The sequence below is a fragment of the Rhodovarius crocodyli genome, from assembly GCF_004005855.1.
GTDB classification, from domain to species: Bacteria; Pseudomonadota; Alphaproteobacteria; order Acetobacterales; family Acetobacteraceae; genus Rhodovarius; species Rhodovarius crocodyli.
Genome location: NZ_SACL01000003.1, coordinates 500466 through 520405, shown reverse-complemented (window position 1 = coordinate 520405; position 19940 = coordinate 500466). Strand labels below are relative to the sequence as shown.

16 protein-coding genes are annotated in these 19940 nt (G+C 70.0%); 8 read left to right on the top strand and 8 right to left on the bottom strand.

Going from position 1 to position 19940, the window contains the following annotated elements; all coding sequences use genetic code 11:
* Positions 1-2 precede the first annotated feature (2 nt).
* Both EOD42_RS11645 and EOD42_RS11640 read right to left on the bottom strand, forming a co-directional pair.
* Positions 3-1001, bottom strand: a complete 999-nt coding sequence (locus EOD42_RS11645) for an NADPH:quinone oxidoreductase family protein (protein WP_127787685.1) — start codon at positions 999-1001, stop codon at positions 3-5.
* On the bottom strand, positions 998-1975 hold the full coding sequence (locus EOD42_RS11640; protein WP_164867895.1) for a Bug family tripartite tricarboxylate transporter substrate binding protein: 978 nt from the start codon (positions 1973-1975) through the stop codon (positions 998-1000). The genes EOD42_RS11645 and EOD42_RS11640 overlap by 4 nt, the downstream gene beginning before the upstream one ends.
* A gap of 64 nt (positions 1976-2039) precedes the next feature.
* Between EOD42_RS11640 and EOD42_RS11635 the strand changes: the two genes are divergently transcribed.
* Together EOD42_RS11635 and EOD42_RS11630 are read left to right on the top strand one after the other, a co-directional pair.
* Positions 2040-3158: a CaiB/BaiF CoA transferase family protein gene (locus EOD42_RS11635; protein ID WP_127787683.1), complete on the top strand. Its 1119-nt coding sequence runs from the start codon at positions 2040-2042 to the stop codon at positions 3156-3158.
* Positions 3155-4501: a tetratricopeptide repeat protein gene (locus EOD42_RS11630; RefSeq protein WP_127787682.1), complete on the top strand. Its 1347-nt coding sequence runs from the start codon at positions 3155-3157 to the stop codon at positions 4499-4501. The genes EOD42_RS11635 and EOD42_RS11630 overlap by 4 nt, the downstream gene beginning before the upstream one ends.
* 48 nt (positions 4502-4549) lie before the next feature.
* On the opposite strand, the gene EOD42_RS11625 is transcribed toward EOD42_RS11630, so the two are convergent.
* Positions 4550-5278, bottom strand: coding sequence for a DsbA family protein (locus EOD42_RS11625; RefSeq protein WP_127787681.1), 729 nt, complete (start codon positions 5276-5278; stop codon positions 4550-4552).
* Between the two features lie 123 nt (positions 5279-5401).
* Between EOD42_RS11625 and EOD42_RS11620 the strand changes: the two genes are divergently transcribed.
* Positions 5402-6832 (top strand): gamma-glutamyltransferase, encoded by a 1431-nt coding sequence (locus EOD42_RS11620; protein WP_127787680.1) that lies wholly within the window; start codon positions 5402-5404, stop codon positions 6830-6832.
* A 1-nt stretch (position 6833) separates the two neighbouring features.
* Complete coding sequence (locus EOD42_RS11615) at positions 6834-8003, top strand: pyridoxal phosphate-dependent aminotransferase (protein ID WP_127787679.1); 1170 nt, start codon at positions 6834-6836, stop codon at positions 8001-8003.
* A gap of 16 nt (positions 8004-8019) precedes the next feature.
* On the opposite strand, the gene EOD42_RS11610 is transcribed toward EOD42_RS11615, so the two are convergent.
* Positions 8020-8760: a response regulator transcription factor gene (locus tag EOD42_RS11610; RefSeq protein WP_127787678.1), complete on the bottom strand. Its 741-nt coding sequence runs from the start codon at positions 8758-8760 to the stop codon at positions 8020-8022.
* A gap of 266 nt (positions 8761-9026) precedes the next feature.
* Positions 9027-9350 (bottom strand): TIGR02300 family protein, encoded by a 324-nt coding sequence (locus EOD42_RS11605; protein WP_127787805.1) that lies wholly within the window; start codon positions 9348-9350, stop codon positions 9027-9029.
* Between the two features lie 82 nt (positions 9351-9432).
* Between EOD42_RS11605 and aroA the strand changes: the two genes are divergently transcribed.
* Positions 9433-10776 carry a 3-phosphoshikimate 1-carboxyvinyltransferase gene (aroA, locus tag EOD42_RS11600; protein ID WP_127787677.1) on the top strand — a complete coding sequence of 448 codons (1344 nt, stop codon included), beginning with the start codon at positions 9433-9435 and terminating at the stop codon, positions 10774-10776.
* Positions 10773-11420 carry a (d)CMP kinase gene (gene cmk / locus EOD42_RS11595; RefSeq protein ID WP_127787676.1) on the top strand — a complete coding sequence of 216 codons (648 nt, stop codon included), beginning with the start codon at positions 10773-10775 and terminating at the stop codon, positions 11418-11420. The genes aroA and cmk overlap by 4 nt, the downstream gene beginning before the upstream one ends.
* 91 nt (positions 11421-11511) lie before the next feature.
* Here cmk and fabF read toward each other — a convergent pair whose 3' ends face one another.
* Complete coding sequence (gene fabF, locus EOD42_RS11590; RefSeq protein WP_276318140.1) at positions 11512-12792, bottom strand: beta-ketoacyl-ACP synthase II; 1281 nt, start codon at positions 12790-12792, stop codon at positions 11512-11514.
* A 28-nt stretch (positions 12793-12820) separates the two neighbouring features.
* Positions 12821-13060 (bottom strand): acyl carrier protein, encoded by a 240-nt coding sequence (locus EOD42_RS11585; protein WP_127787675.1) that lies wholly within the window; start codon positions 13058-13060, stop codon positions 12821-12823.
* Positions 13061-13317: 257 nt separating this feature from the next.
* On the opposite strand from EOD42_RS11585, the gene EOD42_RS11580 reads away from it, so the two are divergent.
* Entirely contained in the window at positions 13318-16176 is a 2859-nt protein-coding gene (locus EOD42_RS11580) for a WD40 repeat domain-containing protein (RefSeq protein ID WP_164867894.1), read from the top strand.
* Here the strand turns inward: EOD42_RS11580 and EOD42_RS11575 are convergent.
* A complete protein-coding gene (locus EOD42_RS11575) occupies positions 16173-17135 on the bottom strand; it encodes an NAD(P)-dependent oxidoreductase (RefSeq protein ID WP_127787673.1) in 963 nt (320 codons plus the stop codon). The two genes, EOD42_RS11580 and EOD42_RS11575, sit on opposite strands and share 4 nt — an antisense overlap.
* Before the next feature lie 80 nt (positions 17136-17215).
* Here EOD42_RS11575 and EOD42_RS11570 point away from each other — a divergent pair, with 80 nt between their 5' ends.
* Positions 17216-19885 carry a valine--tRNA ligase gene (locus EOD42_RS11570; protein ID WP_127787672.1) on the top strand — a complete coding sequence of 890 codons (2670 nt, stop codon included), beginning with the start codon at positions 17216-17218 and terminating at the stop codon, positions 19883-19885.
* Positions 19886-19940: the final 55 nt, after the last annotated feature.

Here is a 19940-nt window from a genome sequence, read left to right as displayed (position 1 = left end):
GGCTACTCCTGTGGTTTCAGAACGACGCGACCCACGCTGCGCCTGGCCGCCACCTCGGCCATGGCTTCGCGGAACTGGGCCAGCGGAAAGCGCGCATGCACTTCCGGGCGCAGCTTGCCCTGTTGCCACCATTCCACAAGCTGGCCCCACAGCGCGCGCACCCGCCTGGCGTAGAGCTGGCGGTTGTCGCCGGGCGACCAGCCGACATAGGCACCCCAGTTAAGTCCCGCCACGGCAATGTTTTTCAGCAGCAGGATGTTGGCGGGCACGGTCGGTATGTGCCCGCCGGCATATCCGATAGTCACCAGCGTGCCGCCTTCGCGCAGGCAGCGCAGGGAGGGGTCGAAATCATCCCCGCCCAGCACATCCAGCACGGCCATGCAGCCTTGCCCGCCGGTCGCCTGCATCACCGCGTCGCGGAACGGCTCCGCGCTGTCCAGCACGACATCGGCACCGCGATCGCGCAGCAGGGCGTGCTTGGCCGCCCCGGCGCGGGCGATCACGCGCGCACCCATGGCCTTGGCGATCTCGACGCCCGCGAGGCCCACACCGCCGGCCGCGCCGTGCACCAGAACCCAGTCGCCCTCGGTCACATCGGTGCGCCACAGCAGGGAAGCCCCGGCGGTGGGGTAGCTGATGGGCATGGAGACGGCGGCATCCAGCGGCAGCTCATCGGGCAGCGGCACCACATGGATGGCGTCCGCCACCGCTTCCTCGGCCATGCCGCCCCAGTCCAGCACGGCGAACACCCGCGTGCCGGGGGCGATGTCCACGCCGGGTGCTGCCTCGATCACGGTGCCCGCGATCTCGGTGCCGGGGCTGAAGGGGCGGGGCGGCTGGCGCTGGTACTTGCCCTGCACCACCAGCTGGGTGGCGAAGGAGACACCCACCGCCTCGATCCGGATACGCACGGCACCCGGGCGCATGGCCGGTGCCGGTACTTCCTTCAGTTCCAGCTCCTCGAACGGACGCCAGGATTCGCAGACGACAGCGCGCATCATTCAGCCCTGATATTGGCTTCCCGAACCAGTCGCGCGTAGCGCTCGTTCTCGGCCGTGGTGAAATTGGCATAGGTCTCGGGGCTCTCGCCGCCCGCGATGGCGCCGAGCGCCGACAGGCGCTGCGTGGAGTCCGGGGCCGCCAGCGCCTTGGCGGTGGCTTCCTGCATGGCGGTCACCAGGCGGCCCGGCGTCTGCGCCGGCGCCCAGATGCCGTACCAGGTGGTGATGACGAAGCCCGGCAGCCCCGCCTGCTCCATGGTCGGCACGTCCGGGAAGGCCGGCTGGCGCTCCCGCGTCGTCACGGCCAGGGCGCGCAGCCGGCCCTGGCGCACCAGGTCCGCGCTGCTGGCCATGCTGTCGATCATGAAGCCCACCTGCCCCGCCACCACATCCGGCAGCGCCTGGCCGGAGCCGCGATAGGGGACGTGCTGCAGCTCGATGCCGGTGGCCAGCTTGAACATCTCACCGGCCAGATGCGGCGCGCCGCCGTTGGAGGAGGAGGCGAAGCTGCGCGCGGTGGGCGTCGCGCGCAGATGCGCGATCAGCCCCTGCACATCCCGCGCGGGGGAGGAGACGGGCACCACCAGGATCAGCGGCACGGAGGCGATGGTCGTGACCGGCGCGAAGTCCCGCACCGGGTCGTAATTCACCCGCATCATGTGCGGCACGATCACATGCGCCGAGGCATTGACCAGGAAATTGTAGCCGTCGGGGGCCGCGCGCGCGATCATCTCGGCCCCGATGGACCCGCCGGCGCCGCCCCGGTTCTCCACCACGAAGGGCTGGCCCAGATCCTGCGTCAGCCGGTTGGCGGCGATGCGGCCCAGGATGTCGGTGGGGCCGCCGGGGGGATAAGGGATCATCATGCGCACGGGCTTGCTGGGCCAGGCTTCCTGCGCGCCGGCGGCACCGGCCGCCGCAACGAATGGTAACGACAGGGCCGCCCTGCGACCGATCCGGCATGAATTCCGCATCCTACCCTTCCCAATCTTCTCGTTGCGGGCAGGATAGGCACGAAAAGCAAGAGAGGAAACGCCCATGCAGCCCTACAAGGGATTACTGGTGCTGGACGCGGCACAGGGCATCGCCGGCCCCTATTGCGGCATGCTGCTGGCCGCGATGGGCGCTGACGTCATCAAGCTGGAACCCCCCAAGGGCGACTGGTCGCGCGGCCTGGGCACCCGGCAGGACGACCATTCCGTCATGAGCACGGTGTTCAACCGCGGCAAGCGGGGCGTGGTGCTGGACATGGCCACCGAGGAAGGCAAGCGCCAGGTCCAGGCCCTGGCCGCCAAGGCGGACATCGTGATCGAGGCCTTCCGCCCCGGTGTGGCGGCCCGCATCGGCCTGGGGCCCGAGCAGTGCCGGCCCGATGTGATCTATGTCTCGATCTCGGGCTTCGGGCAGAAGGGGCCGCACAGCGAACGCCCCTGCACCGACAGCGTGATGCAGGCCTTCTCGGGCTTCGCCTCGCTGAACAAGGGCATGGATGACGTGCCGCACCGGGCCTACACCACGCCGGTCGACATCCACACCGGCATGTGCACCTTCGCCGCCGTGCAGGCCGCGATCGCGGACCGCGCGCTGGACAAGGCGCCCCGCCAGCGCCTGCTCGACTGCTCGCTGATGGCCGGTGCCGGGTCGCTGCTCGCGATCCAGATCGGCGATGTGGGCCTGCTGGGCCGCCAGCCGCCGGAGCTGAACGTCCCGGCCGGCAGCTATCAGTGCAAGGACGGCGCCTGGGTGATGGTGGCACTGGTGCGCGAACAGGAATGGGTGGACCTCGTCAGCCTGATGGGCGCCACCCACCTGCTGGAGGACCCGCGCTTCACCGACTTCCCCACCCGCGCCGCGAACAAGGCCGCCCTGCTGCCGCTGCTGCGCGAGGCCTTCCTGACCCGGACCTGCGAGGAGTGGCTGGCCTTGTTCAAGACCCGCCGCCTGCTGACGGACCGCGTGAACACGCCGCTGGAATGGCTGGCCGAGGATCACACGAAGCAGGTGAACGCCGCCCCCATCCTGAACCAGCCGGGGCTGGGTGCGGTGCCCATGCCCGCCCTGCCGGGCATCGGGGCGATCCTGACCCCCGCGCCGGGCCTGGGCCAGCATACTGACGAAGTGTTGACGGAACACGGCCTGAAGGAGAACGCCGCATGACCCACCGCAATGCCCAGGGGCTGGAAATGTCCATCGCCTCGGCCGAGGCGGCGGCGGCCTTCGACCACCTGGTTGAAGGCTTCCTGAAGAACCGGCTGGACACGCCGCTGCGCCTGAAAGCCGTGCTGGCGCTGGACGCCGAGGCCCCGCTGCCCGCCCTGATGAAGGGCGTCTTCGCCATGCTGTCCTACAAGTCGGCCGCGGTGCCGGCGGCGCTGGCCGCCGCCGACAAGGCCGAGGCCCTGAACCCCAACCCGCGCGAGAAAATGTACATCGCCGCCGTCCGCGCCTGGGCGGGGCTGGATTGGGACCGCGCGCTGGGCATCTGGGAACAGCTGCTGGTGCGCCATCCGCGCGACATCCTGGCCTTCCGGCTGCATCACTTCACCGCCTTCTGGCTGGGCCGCGCGCCCGTGATGCGGGAAATGGTGGAACGGCTGATGCCCGCCTGGGACCGTGACGACCCTGGCTATGGCAGCATGCTGGCCTGCCGCGCCTTTTCCGCCGAGGAATGCGGCGACTACGCCATGGCCGAATATGCCGGCCGCGCCGCCGTGGCGCTCGACCCCGCCGACCTGTGGGCCATCCATGCCGTGGCCCACACGCTGGAAATGCAGGGCCGGCGCGGCGAGGGCGTGGCCTGGATCGAGGGGCTGCGGCCGCATTTCGGCGGGACCAACAACATCCGCCACCATGTGCTGTGGCACCAGGCCATGTACCACATGGAACTCGGCGAACACGCGAAGGTGCTGGACCTGTACGACACCGGCTTCCGCGACCTCGGCAGCGAGGTGACGCAGATGCAGCCGGATCTCTACATCGACTGCCAGAACGCGGCGTCCATGCTGTGGCGCCTGCAGCGCCAGGGCGTGGATGTGGGCGACCGCTGGATCGAAATCGCGGACAAGGCGGAAGCGCGCATCGGCGACACGCTCTCTGGCTTCACCCTGCCGCATTGGATGATGGCCCTGACGGCCACGGGCCGAGATGATGCCGCCGGCCGGATGCTCGATGCCCTGCGCGAGGCCGCCCGCGGCAACGGCCCCCAGGCCGCCATCCTGCGCGACGCCGCCCTGCCGGTGTGCGAGGCCATCAGCCTGCACGCCCGCGGCGATGCCGCCGCCGCCGTGAAGCGCATGCTTCCCGCACTCGGCACCATGCATGTGCTGGGCGGCAGCCACGCCCAGCAGGATGTGCTGGAACAGTTCTTCCTGGTCGCGGCCCGCGACGCGGACGACCAGGCCGCCATGCGCACCCTGCTGGAACGCGTCGCCAGCCGGCACCCGGTGCCGCCCGCGCGGCGGGCCGGGTATCGGGATGCGGCGGCGGCGGTGGCCTACTGACCGGGGGCGTTGCCCCTGGCCTGGGTCCGGGGCAGCGCCCCGGTCCGCCTATGCCGCGGCCGCGATCGCCGCTTCCAGCTGCTGCAGGCCCACGGCGCCGGGGATGATGGTGCTGCCCACCACCATGGCGGGCGTGCCCTGGATGTTCAGCGCCCGGGCCAGGTTCAGGTTGGTCTCGATGCGGCGGGCCACGGAGGGGTCGTCCATGTCGCGGCGCAGGCGCGTCCAGTCCATGCCCAGCCGCTCCGCCTCTCGCCGCAGCACGGCTTCGGTGGTGTCGTCGCGCCCGCGCATCAGCGCGTCGTACAGCTGGGTGTAGCGGTTCTGGCGCTGGGCCGCGAACAGCGCGCGGCTGGCCAGCACGGAGTTCGGCCCCAGAATCGGGATGTCCTTCAGCACCACGCGCAGCTGGCCGTTGCGGCGGATCGCTTCCTCCATGGTGGGGTGCATCGCCTTGCAGTAGCCGCAGCGGGCGTCGAAGAACTCCACCAGGGTGATGCGCCCCTGTGGGTTGCCCTTCACCGGGTCGTCCGGGTTGCGGAACAGGGCGTCGGCATTGGCCGTCAGCGCGCGGGTGGCGGCCTCGGCCTGCTCGCGCTGGTCGGCGGCCTCCACGGCGGCCAGGGCCTCACGCAGGATAGACGGGTCCTCACGCAGGGCGCGGCGCAGCAGGTCGAGCACCTCGGCGCGCTGGGCCTCGGTCAGGGCCTGGGCCAGGGCGGCGTGCGCGGGGGCGGCCAGCAGCGCGCCGAGCGCGAGGCGGCGGGAAAACGGCATGTGGTTTCCTTTCGCAACGCAGGATAGCCGATGAAACGCCTCGGCAGAACCGGGGCGATGTTGCCGGGGGGGCGGTATGCGTCTATCGGGGTGCGCTGGCACTTTATGGAGCCCGAAGACCTGATGCAGCACATGCGCGCGATCCTGCCGATGCTGGCCGCGGCCGCCCTGTCGGGCTGCTCGACGGCGCGGGATTTCCTGGCGGGACCGAACCTGCCCCCAGCGGGGCGCCAGGGGCATGTGCCGGGCTTCCTGGGCGGCGTGGCGGCCGAGGAGCCCAACGCGGCAGCCGCCGCGCGCGCGGTGCTCAGCGCCGGCGGCAATGCCGCCGATGCCGCGGCCGCCGCCGGCTTCGTCCTCAGCGTGACGCTGCCCTCCCGCGCCGGTCTCGGCGGCGGCGGGGCCTGCCTGGTCTATCACCCGCGCCGCGACGCGCCGGAGGCCATCATCTTCATGCCGGGCGTGCGCCAGGGCAGCGTGACGGACGGCGACCGCCCGGCGGCCGTGCCGCTGATGGCGCGCGGCCTGTTCGCGCTGACCACCCGCATGCCGGGCGGCCGTCCGTTCGAGGAAATCATCGCGCCCGCCGAGCAGATGGCGCGCTTCGGCACCACCATGTCGCGCACGCTGCTGGCCGATATCGAGGCCGTGCGCGAGCCGCTGTTCCGTGACCCGCAGATCCGCGCCGTCTTCGCGCCGCAGGGCACGGTGGTGCCGGTGGGCGAGCGCTTCACTAACACCGACCTGGCCGGCACCTTCACGACGCTGCGCACGCTGGGCGTGGCCGACATGTACCAGGGCGCGCTGTCGCGCCGGATCGAGACCGCGATGGCCGAGGCCGGCGGCGGGCGCATCAGCCATGACGAGCTGCGCAACGCCGTGCCGGCGCTGGGCCCCGCCACCGTGATCGACGGCCGCGGCGGTGAGCGCATCGCGCTGCTGCCGCTGGATGGCGGCCTGGCCGTGGGTGCCGCCTATCGCGCTCTCGCCGCCGGGCAGGGCATGCAGGCCGCGCAGGCGCGTGCCCTGGCCGTGGCCGCCGCCGCGCGCGCGGGCGTGCCGGGCGATGCGGCCAGCCTGCTGGACCGCGCGGACCTGCCGGCCGGCAATCTGGGCACCCTGCCCGCCAGCACGGCCCTGACCGTGTTCGACCGCACGGGCGGCGCCGTCACCTGCGCCTTCACCATGAACAACCTGTTCGGCACCGGCCGCATGATGCCGGGCACCGGCATCATCGCCGCCGCGGCGCCGGGCGTGGGCCGGGTGCAGCCGCCGCTGATGTCGGCGGCCATCGCCTGGGCGCCCAACATCCGCTCGCTGCGCGCCGCCATCTCGGGTTCGGGCCAGGCCGACGCGCCGATGGCCGTGGCCGCGCCGCTGAACGCGCTGGTCAACCAGCGCCTGTCCCCGCGTGACGCGGTGCCCGTGAACACCACGGCGCAGGGCCGCACGCAGTTCGGCGGCTGCTCCAACTACCTGCCCGGCTCCCAGTCCACCTGCGCGGCCGTCAGCGACGCGCGCGGCACGGGCGTGGCGCTGGGCGCGGTGGACTGAGGTGGCGCTGAAGGTCGGCAAGGGCGCGCACGCGCCGCCCTTCCTGGTCATGGACGTCATCACGGCGGCGAATGCACGCGCCGCCGCCCTGCCGCCGGGCGCGCCCGGCATCCTGCGCATGGAGGTGGGGCAGCCCGCCACCGGCGCCCCCGCCGGCGCCGTCGAGGCCGCCATGCGGGCGCTGGGTGCCCGCCTGCCCATGGGCTACACCGAGGCCTTCGGCCTGCCATCCCTGCGGGCGCGCATCGCGCGGCATTACGCCGAACACTATGGCGCGACGGTCGATCCGCGCCGCATCGCGGTCACGGTGGGTGCCTCGGGCGCATTCCCGCTGGCCTTCCTGGCGGCTTTCGACCGCGGTGACCGCGTGGCCATGGCCGCCCCCTACTACCCGCCCTATGCCAATATCCTGACGGCGCTGGGCATGGAGCCGGTGCTGCTGCCGGCCGGGCCTGAAACCCGTTTCCAGCCCAGCATCGCGATGCTGGAGAAGCTGGACCCGCTGCCGGACGGGTTGATCGTCGCCAGCCCCTGCAACCCCGCAGGCACGATGCTGACGCCCGAGGAACTGCGCGCCATCGCCGATTGGTGCCAGGCGCGCGGCGTGCGGCTGATCTCGGACGAGATCTACCACGGGCTGTCCTGGGGCACGGTGGCCGAGAGCACGGCCGCCACCATGGGCAACAGTGCCGTGGTGGTGAACAGCTTCAGCAAATACTGGTCCATGACGGGTTGGCGCGTGGGCTGGCTGGTGCTGCCCGAGGATCTGGTGCGGCCGGTGGAATGCCTGGCGCAGAACATGTTCATCAGCACGCCCCACATCAGCCAGCTGGTGGCCGAGGCCGCCATGGACTGCCGGGAGGAGCTGGAGGGCAACAAGGCGCGCTATGCCGAGAGCCGGGCCGCGCTGCTGGCCGGGCTTCCGCAGGCGGGCTTCGACAGCATCGCCGCCGCCGATGGCGCCTTCTATCTGTGGTGCGACGTGTCGCGCCTGAGCAATGACAGTGTCGATTTCGCCGCGCGCATGCTGGAACATGCGGGTATCGCGGCCACGTCGGGCGTGGATTTCGACAGCGGACGCGGCGGACGTTTTGTCCGCTTCAGCTACTGCGGCGCGGTCGAGGACATGCGCCAGGCCCCTGCCCGCCTGAAGGAATGGCTGGGCAGGTAGCGTCAGCGCCCGGTCATCAGGCCACGCGCGCCTCGGCCAGGGCACGGGCCGCCACGGCGGCGGTCGGCAGGCGAGGGGCGGCGGCCGGGGTATCGCGCACAATGTAGCCGCGGCCCCAGACCGTGCCGATCAGGCTGTCCACACCGGCCACCGCCAGCTTCTTGCGCAGCTTGCAGATGAACACGTCGATGATCTTGGAGTCCGGCTCGTCGATGCCGCCATAGAGGTGGTCGAGGAAATTCTCCTTCGACAGCACCGCGCCACGGCGCATCACCAGCAGTTCCAGGATCGCGTATTCCTTGCTGGTCAGCGGCACGGGGGATTCCTTGACCAGTACCTCACGCGCGGCCAGGTCCATCACGACACCGCCGACTTCCAGCCGGGAATGGCTGAAGCCCTTGGAACGGCGGATGATGGCGTGCAGGCGGGCCACCAGTTCCTCCTGGTCGAAGGGCTTGGCCAGGTAGTCGTCGGCGCCGGCCTGCAGGCCCTTGATCTTGGCCTGGGCGCGGGTCTGGGCGGACAGCATCAGGATGGGGGCATTGTTGCGGGTCGCGCGGATGCGGCGGACCACGTCGTAACCTTCGCCATCGGGCAGCATCACGTCCATGACGATGGCGTCGTAGTCGTAGAGCTTGGCGAGTTCGAGCGCCTCGGCGCCCGTTTCGGCGATATCAACGACCATGCGCGATTGCTGGAGGATGAAATTGATGCCCTTGGCAATCGTCCGGTCATCTTCGGCGAGCAGGATACGCATGGTTTCGGGGGCCCTTTTGGGTTGCTGACGCCCCGAAGAATACAACCTATTGGTGTGCCGTCTACACTTTTTGCGTGTATCTAACGTCTCATTAACGAGATTTATCGCTAATTGTCGCCATCCGTTGAGAACGATCCGGGAACCTAAGACGGAATCCCGACACGCGCCACAAAAAAACGGCGCACCCCGCCAGGGGCCGCCGTTTTGTGCATTGCAACCATGGCGGGTGGACCTCTCCTATTCCACCCGGCCGGCCGAAAAGGGCGTCAGCCCTCCTCGTCCCGGTTGCCCTCGATCTCGATCTCGGCCTCGATCGCCTCGTCCTCGTCTTCCACGTCGTCCGATTCCAGACCGGCATCATCGGCGTCGACGTCGTCGATCTCCACGTCGTCGGTCTCGGCCTCCTGGCCTGCCGGCGGGCGCTTCTTCAGCTTCTCGTCCACCTGGCTGGCGGCCCGGCGCAGACGGGGCTGCTCGGCCGGCTGTTCGGTGCCGCACTTGGGGCACACGGCCGGCTGCTTGGTCAGGTCATAGAACTTCGCGCCGCAGGACACGCAGGTGCGCTTCAAACCGAGTTCGGGCTTCGCCATGCTGGTCGCCTTCACCAATGAGAGGAAACAGAAGGTGCGGCGCATTGCCATGCGCTCAACCCCCTGTCAAACCACCAAGGCCATGACGTCCAGTTCAGAACCCCGCCCGCTGCGCGCAGCACCCCCGCAAAATCCGCTGACCGGCCGCTTTCGCGTGGCCGGCGACAAGTCGATTTCCCACCGCGCGCTGATGTTCGGCGCGCTCGCGATCGGCACGACAGAGATCGAGGGACTGCTGGAAGGCGAGGACGTGCTGCGCACGGCGGCCGCCATGCGCCTGCTGGGCGCCACCGTGGAACACCTGGGCACCGGCCGCTGGCGCGTGGCCGGGCGCGGCATCGGCGGGCTGACGGAACCGGCCGACGTGCTGGACATGGGCAATTCCGGCACCGCCGCGCGGCTCATCTGCGGCCTGCTGGCGGGCCACCCCATCTTCGCGGTCATGACGGGCGATGCCTCCCTGCGGCGCCGCCCCATGAAGCGCGTGACCGACCCGCTGGCCGCCACCGGCGCCGAGTTCTGGTTCCGTGAGGGCGGGCGGCTGCCCCTGGCCGTGAAGGGGGCCGCCACGCCCCTGCCGCTGGACTACACGCTGCCCGTGGCTTCGGCCCAGGTGAAGTCGGCCTGTCTGCTGGCCGGGCTTTCCGCGCGCGGCACCACCCGCGTGGTGGAGCACGAGGCCACCCGCGACCACACCGAGAACATGCTGCGCCATTTCGGCGCCACCGTGCATGTGGCGAAGGAAGGCCGCGGGCGGGTGATCGAACTGGTGGGCCAGCCGGAGCTGACGGCCGCCCCCGTGGTGGTGCCGGGCGACCCCTCCTCCGCCGCCTTCCTGGCCGTGGCGGCGCTTCTGGTGCCCGGCAGCAAGGTGGTGATCGAGCATGTGGGCCTGAACCCGCTGCGCGCCGGCATCTTCGAGACGCTGAACGACATGGGCGCCGGCATCGTCATCCAGAACCCGCGCCTTGAGGGCGGGGAGCCGGTGGGCGACCTGCTGGTGGAGCACCGGGAGCTGACCGGCATCGCCGTGCCGGCGGAACGCGCGCCCTCGATGATCGACGAGTATCCCATCCTGGCCGTGGCCGCCGCCGCCGCGCGCGGCACCACCCGCATGCAGGGCCTGCATGAGCTGCGCGTGAAGGAGAGCGACCGGCTCTCCGCCACCGCCGCCCTGCTGCAGGCGGCGGGCGTGGCCGTGCGCATCGAGGGGGATGACATGATCGTTGATGGCGGCGCCATACCGGGCGGTGGCACGGTGGTGACGCATATGGATCACCGCATCGCCATGTCCGGCCTGGTGCTGGGCCTGGCGGCACAGAAGGGCATGGCAGTGGACGACGGCGCCTTCATCGATACCAGCTTCCCGGGCTTCGCCGCCCTGATGAACCGGGCCGCCGGCGCGGACGTGATGGTGACGGCGTGAGCCGCCCGCCCGTCATCGCGGTGGACGGCCCTGCCGCCGCCGGCAAGGGCACGCTGGCGCGCCGCCTCGCCGCCGAGCTGGGGCTGCCCTACCTGGACACCGGCCTGCTGTACCGCGCCGTGGGCCGCCGCGTGCTGGACACGGGTGCCGACCCTGCCGACCCCGCCGCCGCGGAGGCCGCCGCCCTGGGCCTGACGGCCGCAGACACCGCCCGTGGCGATCTGCGCGGGCCTGAGGCCGATCGCGCCGCCAGCGCGGTGGCTGCCATCCCTGCCGTGCGCGCCGCCCTGCTGGACTTCCAGCGCCGCTTCGGTGCGCAGAACGGCGCCGTGCTGGACGGGCGGGACATCGGCACCGTCGTGTTCCCCCAGGCCGAGCACAAGCTGTTCGTCACAGCGAGCCCGGAGGTACGCGCCCGGCGCCGCTTCCTGGAGATGCAGGGGCGCGGCCAGGCGGCCGAGTACGACACGGTGCTGGCCGAGATCCGCGCGCGTGACGAGCAGGACATGAACCGTGCCGTGGCGCCGCTGAAGCCCGCCCCGGATGCCCGCCTGCTGGATACCAGTTCACTGGACGCGGACGCAGCCTTCGCCGCCGCGATGGAACTTCTCGGCGTGGCTGCCGCCGGGACCGCCGGCGCCTGAAGCGCCACGAAACAAGATGTGACCCCGCCAGAAACGCGAAACGCCGCCGGGCGGGGCCCAGGCGGCGTCGAATCGCATGCGGCTTCCGGGTTCAGATCCGCTTGAACACCACCGAGGCGTTGGTGCCGCCGAAGCCGAAGCTGTTGGACAGCACGACGTCGATCTGACGGCTCTGCGCTTCCTTCGCCACCCGGTCGATCGCCGTCTCACGCGACGGCTCCTCCAGGTTCAGCGTCGGCGGCGCGGTGTTGGTGCGGATCGCCTGGATCGAGAAGATCGCCTCGATCGCGCCGGCCGCGCCCAGCAGGTGGCCGGTGGCGGACTTGGTGCTGCTCATGGCCAGCTTGGCGCCGGCATCGCCCCACAGACGCTCCACCGCGCCCAGCTCCAGGTCGTCACCCATGGGGGTGCTGGTGCCGTGCGCATTGACGTACTGCACGCCCTCCGGGCCCACGCCCGCGCTGCGCAGCGCGTTGCGCATGGAGCGGAAGGCGCCGTCGCCGGTCTCGGACGGGGAGGTGATGTGATAGGCGTCGCCGGACATGCCGTAGCCCACGACCTCGGCGTAGATCTTCGCGCCGCGGGCCTTCGCGTGCTCGTATTCCTCAAGCACCAGAACGCCCGAGCCTTCGCCCATGACGAAGCCGTCGCGCTGCTTGTCCCACGGGCGGGAAGCCTGGGTCGGCGTATCGTTGAAGCCGGTGGAGAGCGCACGGGCGGCGCAGAAGCCGCCGATGCCCAGCTCGCAGATCGCCGCCTCGGCACCGCCTGCCACCATCACGTCGGCGTCGCCCAGCGACACCAGCCGCGCGGCGTCGCCGATGGCATGGACGCCCGTGGCGCAGGCCGTGACGGCGGAGTGGTTCGGGCCCTTGAAGCCATAGCGGATGGAGACATGGCCGGAGGCCAGGTTCACCAGCGAGGCCGGGATGAAGAAGGGCGAGATGCGGCGGGCGCGGCCTTCGGCCACCAGCTTCGCGGTGTCCTGGATGGTTTCCAGGCCGCCGATGCCGCTGCCGATCATGACGCCGGTGCGCTCGCGCCCCTCGTCATCCTCGGGCATCCAGCCGCTGTCCTCGACCGCTTCAGCAGCCGCCGCGTAGGCGAGCTGGATGAAGCGGTCCATCTTCTTCTGTTCCTTGACCGGGATGAATTCCGACGGGTCGAAGCCGTTCTCGGCGCGGGTACCGGCGGGCACCTGGCCCGCCACCTTCGCCGGAAGGTCCTTCACATCGAAAGCCTGAATGGCGCTGATGCCGCTGTGGCCTGCCACGAGGCGCTTCCAGACATGGTCCACGCCGAGCCCGAGGGGGCTGACGATTCCCATGCCGGTCACGACCACGCGGCGCGGCGCGAAACCTGGTGCGAACACTGAGGCGTTACTCCCGGCCGACCGCTCTTCAGGCGGCCTTCTGCTTCTCGATGAAGTCGATCGCGTCCTTCACGGTGGCGATCTTCTCGGCGGCGTCGTCGGGGATCTCCACGCCGAAGGCCTCCTCGAAGGCCATCACCAGCTCGACGGTGTCGAGGCTGTCGGCGCCCAGGTCGTCGATGAAGGAGGCGGTTTCCGTCACCTTGCTCTCTTCCACGCCCAGGTGCTCGACCACGATCTTCTTAACCTTGTCGGCGACTTCGCTCATGTCCTGCTCTCCATTGGCTGCCCCGCATGCGGGGCGCTGAAACTGTTTCGTCGGCCGGGGCCGGGCTGGCGTTGCCCGGATTCCGGGCTGGGCCGGGCGGACCGACAGGCTTCCGGGGGTTAACGGGGTGCGCGGCAGAAGGCAAGGGGTGGATGGCCATACGCAGATGGGGTGGCAAGGGCGGATTTCATGCGGATTGATGATAGGGGGCGCTCACGGATGTGTTAACATCTGGTAAGAAGATCACTGAGGTTTACGTGTCCGCATCAGTTCTGGTGGCCTCTGATTTCCGCTTCGGCGACCGCTTCGGCTATGCGGTCGATCTCAGTGAGGATGGCCTGACCGCCATTGTCGGCGGATATCTGGACGATATCGGGACGAAGACCGACCAGGGGTCCGCCAGGGTGTTCGACTGGAACGGCCTGGCCTGGGTCCAGCGCGGTGACCCGCTGACACCCACGGATGGCAGGGCCACCGATCACTTCGGCGAAGCCGTGGCGATTAGCGCCGATGGGCGCACCGCGATTATCGGCGGTGGCCAGAATGATGTCACCGTGCGCGACCAGGGCTCGGCGCGGGTGTTCGACTGGAACGGAAGCGCCTGGGTGCAGCGCGGCGGCCCGCTGATCGCATCCGACGCCGACGTCGGCGACCATTTCGGTGAAGCGGTCGCCATGAGCCCGGACGGCAATACCGTGGTGATCGGCGCGGCGGATGATTCGGGACGTTCGGCGCAGCGCGGATCGGCCAGGGTCTTTGACTGGAACGGCACCGAATGGGTCCAGCGCGGGCCGATCATCTACCCGTCCGGCGCCTTCGGCGGCGAGGAGATCGGTGCTTCCGTGACCATGAGCAGCGATGGGAATCTCATCGTTCTGGGCGCGCCAGGAAAGTACTCGTCGTCAGGGAGCGCCGACGTGGGCGTCCTGTATGCCTATGCCTGGAACGGCAGCGCCTGGATCATCCAGGGATCCTACATACCTGCCCTCATAGGGGGTGAGGATGCGCGTTTCGGCTCTGCCGTGGCGATGACGCCTGATGGCCGCACCATCCTGGCCGGGGCTCCGGGGCAAATGGTGGACAACAAGGCAGGGCACGGCTCGGTTCAGGTGCTGGACTGGAACGGCAGTGCCTGGATCCCGAGGGGATATCCGCCGCTGGTGGCGGACGGTGAGGCCGGTGACGGTTTCGGCGGCGCGGTCTCCATTAGCGCGAACGGGATGACGATCCTGGTCGGCGCCAGCGGCGACGATGTGAATGGCAAGGCGAACCAAGGTTCGGCGCGCGTCTTCGACTGGAACGGCGGCGCCTGGATCGAGCGCGGCTTCCTCACCCCGGCGAACGGCACGGCGGGAGCGGGCTTCGGCACCTCGGTCGCGCTGAGCGCCAATGGCCGGAGCGCGGTTGTCGGCGGCCCGCTGGATAATTCGGCACGGGTGTTCAGCTGGGACGGCATGCAGTGGATCGAAGGCGTAGCGGCGGATGCCGCCACCGCGCCGCCGGTGGTCGCCTACGCCGGCCCCGGCGCCGGCCCGACCGATGGGAACGATTCGCTGCATGGCACGGGTGCCGGTGACGAACTGCGCGGCGGGCTGGGCGACGACCGCTATCTGATCAACGACTCGGACGACCGGATCATCGAGAACCCGGGAGAAGGTAACGACAGCGCCTACGTCACGGTCAATGGCTGGGTCGTGTCCGCCCATGTCGAGGCCGCGTACCTGCGGGAGGGTGCCAATTCTCTGCAAGGCAGCGACGGAAACGACATCCTCGTCAGCAATCGCCTGATCAGTTCGCACCTGCAGGGGCATGGCGGCGACGACACGCTGTGGGGCATCGGGATGGGCGGCACGGAGTTGCTCGAAGGCGGCGATGGCGACGACCTGATGATCTCCTCCGCCGCCGCGGTAGCGACAATGGTCGGCGGTGCCGGCGACGACCGCTATGTCGTCAACAAGGCAGATGCGGTCATCGTGGAGCAGCCTGAAGAGGGCAATGACACGGCCTGGGTGACCGTCAGCGGTTGGACCTCCGGCCATCACATCGAGACGGTCTATCTCACTGGCCTGGCAACCTCCGTGACAGGCAGCGATGGCAACGACGTGCTGGTCGCGAACCGGAGCTACGCTTCCAACCTGAATGGCGGTGAAGGCGACGACACGCTCTGGGGCATGTCGGTCAGCGGCGAGCAACTCAACGGCGGTGCCGGGAACGACACGTTGCATTCGGGCATCTTCCGCTCGACCCTGGCCGGCGGGATCGGGGATGACGTCTACATCCTCAATGGCGCCTTGGCGGAGATCGTCGAAAGGCCCGGCGAGGGGTACGACACCGCCTGGCTGAATGCGTACACCACCCAGGTGCACGGCAATGTCGAACTGGCGTACCTGATCGGCAGCGCGAAGGTGGCTTACCTCAGCGGTGAAGGTGATATCGAAGTGGTCTCCAACTCGCTGGGTGCCGAGATCACCTCCTTCAAGCAGGCGACCACGACATTCTGGGGCCAGGGGGGGACCGACGTCTTCAAGGGCGGCGCCGGCAGCAACGTCTTCCAGAGCGGCAGCGGCGTCACCACCATGACCGGCGGCGCCTCCGCCGACATCTACATCATCAGGAACGCGCTGAGTTCCGCCACTGACGTCGAGGGCGGCCAAGGCATCGACCGTGCGTGGGCAACGGTCGATGGCTGGACTGTCGGCGACCATATCGAGGAAGCCTACCTGACCGAGACGGCCACCTTGCTCTGCGGCGGCCAGACGGCTGTTGCACTGGTGGCCAACGCCCTGCTGGCTTCGACTCTGATCGCAGGCGGCGCACGGACCGACATGTACGGCTCCGATTACGCGGATGCGTTCGTGATCGGCACGGAGGGCGGAACCATCCGCGGAGGCGGCGGCGGCGACACCATCAGGCTCGGCTCGCTGGCCGACCGGGCCACTGTGCTCGACTTCAACGCCGCCGAGGGTGACCGCGTCGACTTCTCCAGCCTCGGCATCGGGCGCGACGCCGTGCAGGTGTTGGTCGAGGGTTCGGATACCCTGGTCAGCTACGGCACCGGCGGGCTGCTGCTGCAAGGGCTGACGGCGCCGCCCCCCGACACCGCCTTCGTCTTCTAACCCACCTCGTTCACCAACCGCTCCCCCGCCATGAACCGGTCCAGATTGTCCCGGAACAGCCGCGCGGCCCGCATCATGTTCCCCGCCGCGGGTCCCGCGGCGTGGGAGGAGATGATGGTGTTCTTCGTCCCCCACCACGGGCTGTCCGGCGGCAGGGGTTCCTGGGTGAACACGTCCATATAGGCGCCCATCAGCTGGCCGCTCTCCAGCGCCGCCCGCACCGCCGCCTCATCCGCCACGCCGCCACGGGACACATTCACCAGCCCCGCCCCCTTCGGCAGCGCGGCCAGCTGCGCCTCGCCCAGCAGCCCGCGCGTCGCATCCGCCAGCGGGCAGGCCAGCACCAGCCAGTCCGTCTGCGGCAGCAGCCCGGCCAGGTCGGCGTATACCCCCGCGCTGATGAAGCCCTCGGGCGGGGTGGCGCGGGCGCTGCGCGACAGGCCGCGCACCTCAAGCCCCACCGCCGCCAGCAGCCGCCCGATCTCATTGCCCACCGGCCCCATGCCCACCACGGTCGCCCGGCTGCCCTGCAGGTCCGCCGGGAAGGGCAGCTTCGCCGGCGACCAGCGGCGGGCGTTCTGCGCCTCGATCCAGGCGGGAAGGCCGCGCGACAGCCCCATCAGCATCGCGACCGCCGATTGCGCCACGGCCACCGCATTCGCGCCGGCCGAAGTCGTCACCTTCACCCCGCGCGCCACCAGCTCCCTGTAGATCGGCCGGTCGGCGCCCGCCGAATGGATCTGCAGCCATTGCAGCCCCTGGTTCGCCGCCACCGCCTCCATGAAAATCCGCCAGGCCGGCGGCGGCGCATCGCGCGACCCGCCGGAGAACAGCTCACGCGACAGGAAGGCCGCGTCGAAGCCGCTGGGCGGGTTGTGCTGGTCATAGATCATGGGCTCGACGCCGGGCGGCAGGCTGCCGACCTCGGCCAGGGCGGGCTGGGTGATGAGGAGCTTCATGCAGCCAGCCTAGGGCCGGCATGCTGCCTGTGAAGCCCCTGCCCCTTGACCACACCCCCCGGGCGATGATGTTACGCCCCATGCTCGACAAGACCTTCGACCCTACCAGCTTCGAAACCGCGCTGTATGAGCGCTGGGAGGCCTCCGGCTGCTTCAACGCCGGCCAGCCCGGGCGGGAGAAGGCCGACCCCTTCACCATCGTCATCCCGCCGCCCAACGTCACCGGCAGCCTGCACATCGGCCACGCGCTGAACAACACGCTGCAGGACGTGATGGTGCGCTACCACCGCATGAAGGGCGACGACACGCTGTGGATGCCCGGCACCGACCATGCCGGCATCGCGACCCAGATGGTGGTGGAGCGCCAGCTGGCGCAGACCCAGCAGCCCGGCCGGCGTGAACTGGGCCGCGAGGAGTTCCTGCGCCGCGTCTGGGCCTGGAAGGCCGAGAGCGGCGGCACCATCACCCGCCAGCTGCGCCGCCTGGGCGCCAGCGTGGATTGGCCGCGTGAACGCTTCACGATGGATGAGGGGCTGTCCAAGGCCGTCATCGAGGTGTTCGTGCGCCTGCACCGCGACGGGCTGATCTATCGCGACACGCGGCTGGTGAACTGGGACCCGGTGTTCCAGACCGCGATTTCCGACCTCGAGGTCGAGAGCCGCGAGGTGAAGGGCAGCCTGTGGCACATCCGCTACCCGGTCGAGGGTGGCGGCGAGATCGTGGTCGCCACCACCCGCCCCGAGACCATGCTGGCCGACACGGCCGTGGCCGTGCACCCGGAGGACGAGCGCTACGCAGCCCTCGTCGGCAAGCACGTCATCCTGCCCATCACCGGCCGGCGCATCCCCATCGTGGCCGATGCCTATTCCGACCCGGAAAAGGGCACGGGCGCCGTGAAGATCACCCCCGCGCATGACTTCAACGATTTCGAGGTGGGCCGCCGCCACAGCCTCGGCAGCCCCAGCATGCTGGATGCCGAAGGCCGGGTGACGCTGGCGGAAATCGGCCGCGGCAGCGACTTCCTGAACAGCCTGGACGGGCTGGATCGCTTCGAGGCCCGCAAGCGCATCGTGGCCGAGCTGGAAGCCACCGAGGCGCTGGTGCTGGTCGAGCCCCACACCCACCAGGTGCCGCATGGCGACCGCTCCGGCGTGCCGATCGAGCCGCGCCTGACCATGCAGTGGTATGTGGACGCCGCCACCCTTGCCCAGAAGCCTATCGAGGCCGTGGAAACCGGCCGGGTGAAGTTCGAGCCCAAGCTGTTCGAAAACACCTTCTTCGCCTGGATGCGCGACATCCAGCCCTGGTGCGTCTCCCGCCAGCTGTGGTGGGGCCACCAGATCCCGGCCTGGTACGCGCCGGACGGCCAGGTGTTCGTGGCCCGCTCCGAGGCCGAGGCGCAGGAGCTGGCCGGCGCGGGCGTGGCCCTGACCCGCGACCCGGACGTGCTGGACACCTGGTTCAGCTCCGCCCTGTGGCCGTTCAGCACGCTGGGCTGGCCGGAGCAGACGCCGGCGCTGGACAAGCACTACCCGACCAATGTGCTGGTCACGGGCTTCGACATCATCTTCTTCTGGGTCGCCCGGATGATGATGATGGGCGAGTACTGCACGGGCGTCGCCCCCTTCTCCACCGTGGTCATCCATGGCCTGGTCCGCGACGAGAAGGGCCAGAAGATGAGCAAGTCCAAGGGGAACGTGATGGACCCCCTGGAGCTGATCGACGCCTATGGCGCCGATGCGGTGCGCTTCACGCTCTGCGCGCTGGCCAGCCCCGGCCGCGACATCAAGCTGGCGAAGCAGCGCATGGAAGGCTACCGCGCCTTCGCCACCAAGATCTGGAACGCCGCGCGCTTCCTGGAAATGAACGGCATCGCGCCCGACCCGGCCTGGAAGCGCGAGGACGCGACGGCGCCGCTCGCCCGCTGGATCCTGGAGAAGACCGACGCCGCCGTGGCCTCGGCCGCCGCCTCCATCGAGGCCTTCCGCTTCGACGACTACGCCAGCGGCGCCTATGCCTTCACCTGGGGCACCTTCTGCGACTGGTTCATCGAGCTGGCCAAGCCCACGCTTTCCGGTGAGGCCACCGACGAACAGGCGCAGGTGAAGGGGGCCGCGCAGTATGCTCTGGGCACCATCCTGAAGCTGCTGCACCCCGTCATGCCCTACATCACGGCGGAGCTGTGGGAGAAGCTGGGCTATGGCGACGCGGTCGGCCTCGTCACCGCCGAATGGCCCGCCGTGCCGGCCTTCGCGACCGAGGACCTGAACGCCGGCGGCATCGACTGGGCCATCGGCTTCATCGAGGACATCCGCGCCACCCGCGGCGAATTCGCCCGGCTGGACCCGGCGAATGCCAAGGCCTGGCTGGGCGCCACCCTGCCCATCTCCGGCCCCGGCCTGCTGGCCCAGGCCGGCGGCAATGCGGGCGCCATCGCGCGGCTGGCCAAGGTGACGCTGGGCGACGCCGCGACCGGCGACGCCGCCCAATGCGCCCAGATGGTGCATGGCGGCGCGCTGTACCTGATCAGCGTGGGCGCCCCCATCGACGTCGCCGGCGCCAGCAAGGCCAAGCGCAAGGATATCGAGAAGCTGGAAAAGGACCTGGCCTCCACCGAGGCCCGCCTGGCCAACGCCGATTTCGTGACCCGCGCGAAGCCCGAAGTGCTGGAGGAAATGCACGAGCGCAAGCGCGCGCTGGGCGAGAAGCTGGGGATGGAGAAGGGTGTGCTGGAGCGGCTGGGCGGGTGAAAGACGGGGGCGTTGCTCCCGGAGCCCCATTGAGGGGCTCTGCCCCTCAAACTCC

Bases quoted from the DNA above. Each gene is read 5' to 3' on its own strand.
- EOD42_RS11635 (WP_127787683.1), top strand. From the start codon at position 2,040: ATGCAGCCCTACAAGGGATTACTGGTGCTGGACGCGGCACAGGGCATC.
- EOD42_RS11620 (WP_127787680.1), top strand. From the start codon at position 5,402: ATGCAGCACATGCGCGCGATCCTGCCGATGCTGGCCGCGGCCGCCCTG.
- EOD42_RS11640 (WP_164867895.1), bottom strand. From the start codon at position 1,975: ATGCGGAATTCATGCCGGATCGGTCGCAGGGCGGCCCTGTCGTTACCA.
- EOD42_RS11625 (WP_127787681.1), bottom strand. From the start codon at position 5,278: ATGCCGTTTTCCCGCCGCCTCGCGCTCGGCGCGCTGCTGGCCGCCCCC.
- aroA (WP_127787677.1), top strand. From the start codon at position 9,433: ATGACGTCCAGTTCAGAACCCCGCCCGCTGCGCGCAGCACCCCCGCAA.
- EOD42_RS11570 (WP_127787672.1), top strand. From the start codon at position 17,216: ATGCTCGACAAGACCTTCGACCCTACCAGCTTCGAAACCGCGCTGTAT.
- EOD42_RS11610 (WP_127787678.1), bottom strand. From the start codon at position 8,760: ATGCGTATCCTGCTCGCCGAAGATGACCGGACGATTGCCAAGGGCATC.
- EOD42_RS11645 (WP_127787685.1), bottom strand. From the start codon at position 1,001: ATGATGCGCGCTGTCGTCTGCGAATCCTGGCGTCCGTTCGAGGAGCTG.
- EOD42_RS11585 (WP_127787675.1), bottom strand. From the start codon at position 13,060: ATGAGCGAAGTCGCCGACAAGGTTAAGAAGATCGTGGTCGAGCACCTG.
- EOD42_RS11605 (WP_127787805.1), bottom strand. From the start codon at position 9,350: ATGGCGAAGCCCGAACTCGGTTTGAAGCGCACCTGCGTGTCCTGCGGC.
- EOD42_RS11630 (WP_127787682.1), top strand. From the start codon at position 3,155: ATGACCCACCGCAATGCCCAGGGGCTGGAAATGTCCATCGCCTCGGCC.
- EOD42_RS11575 (WP_127787673.1), bottom strand. From the start codon at position 17,135: ATGAAGCTCCTCATCACCCAGCCCGCCCTGGCCGAGGTCGGCAGCCTG.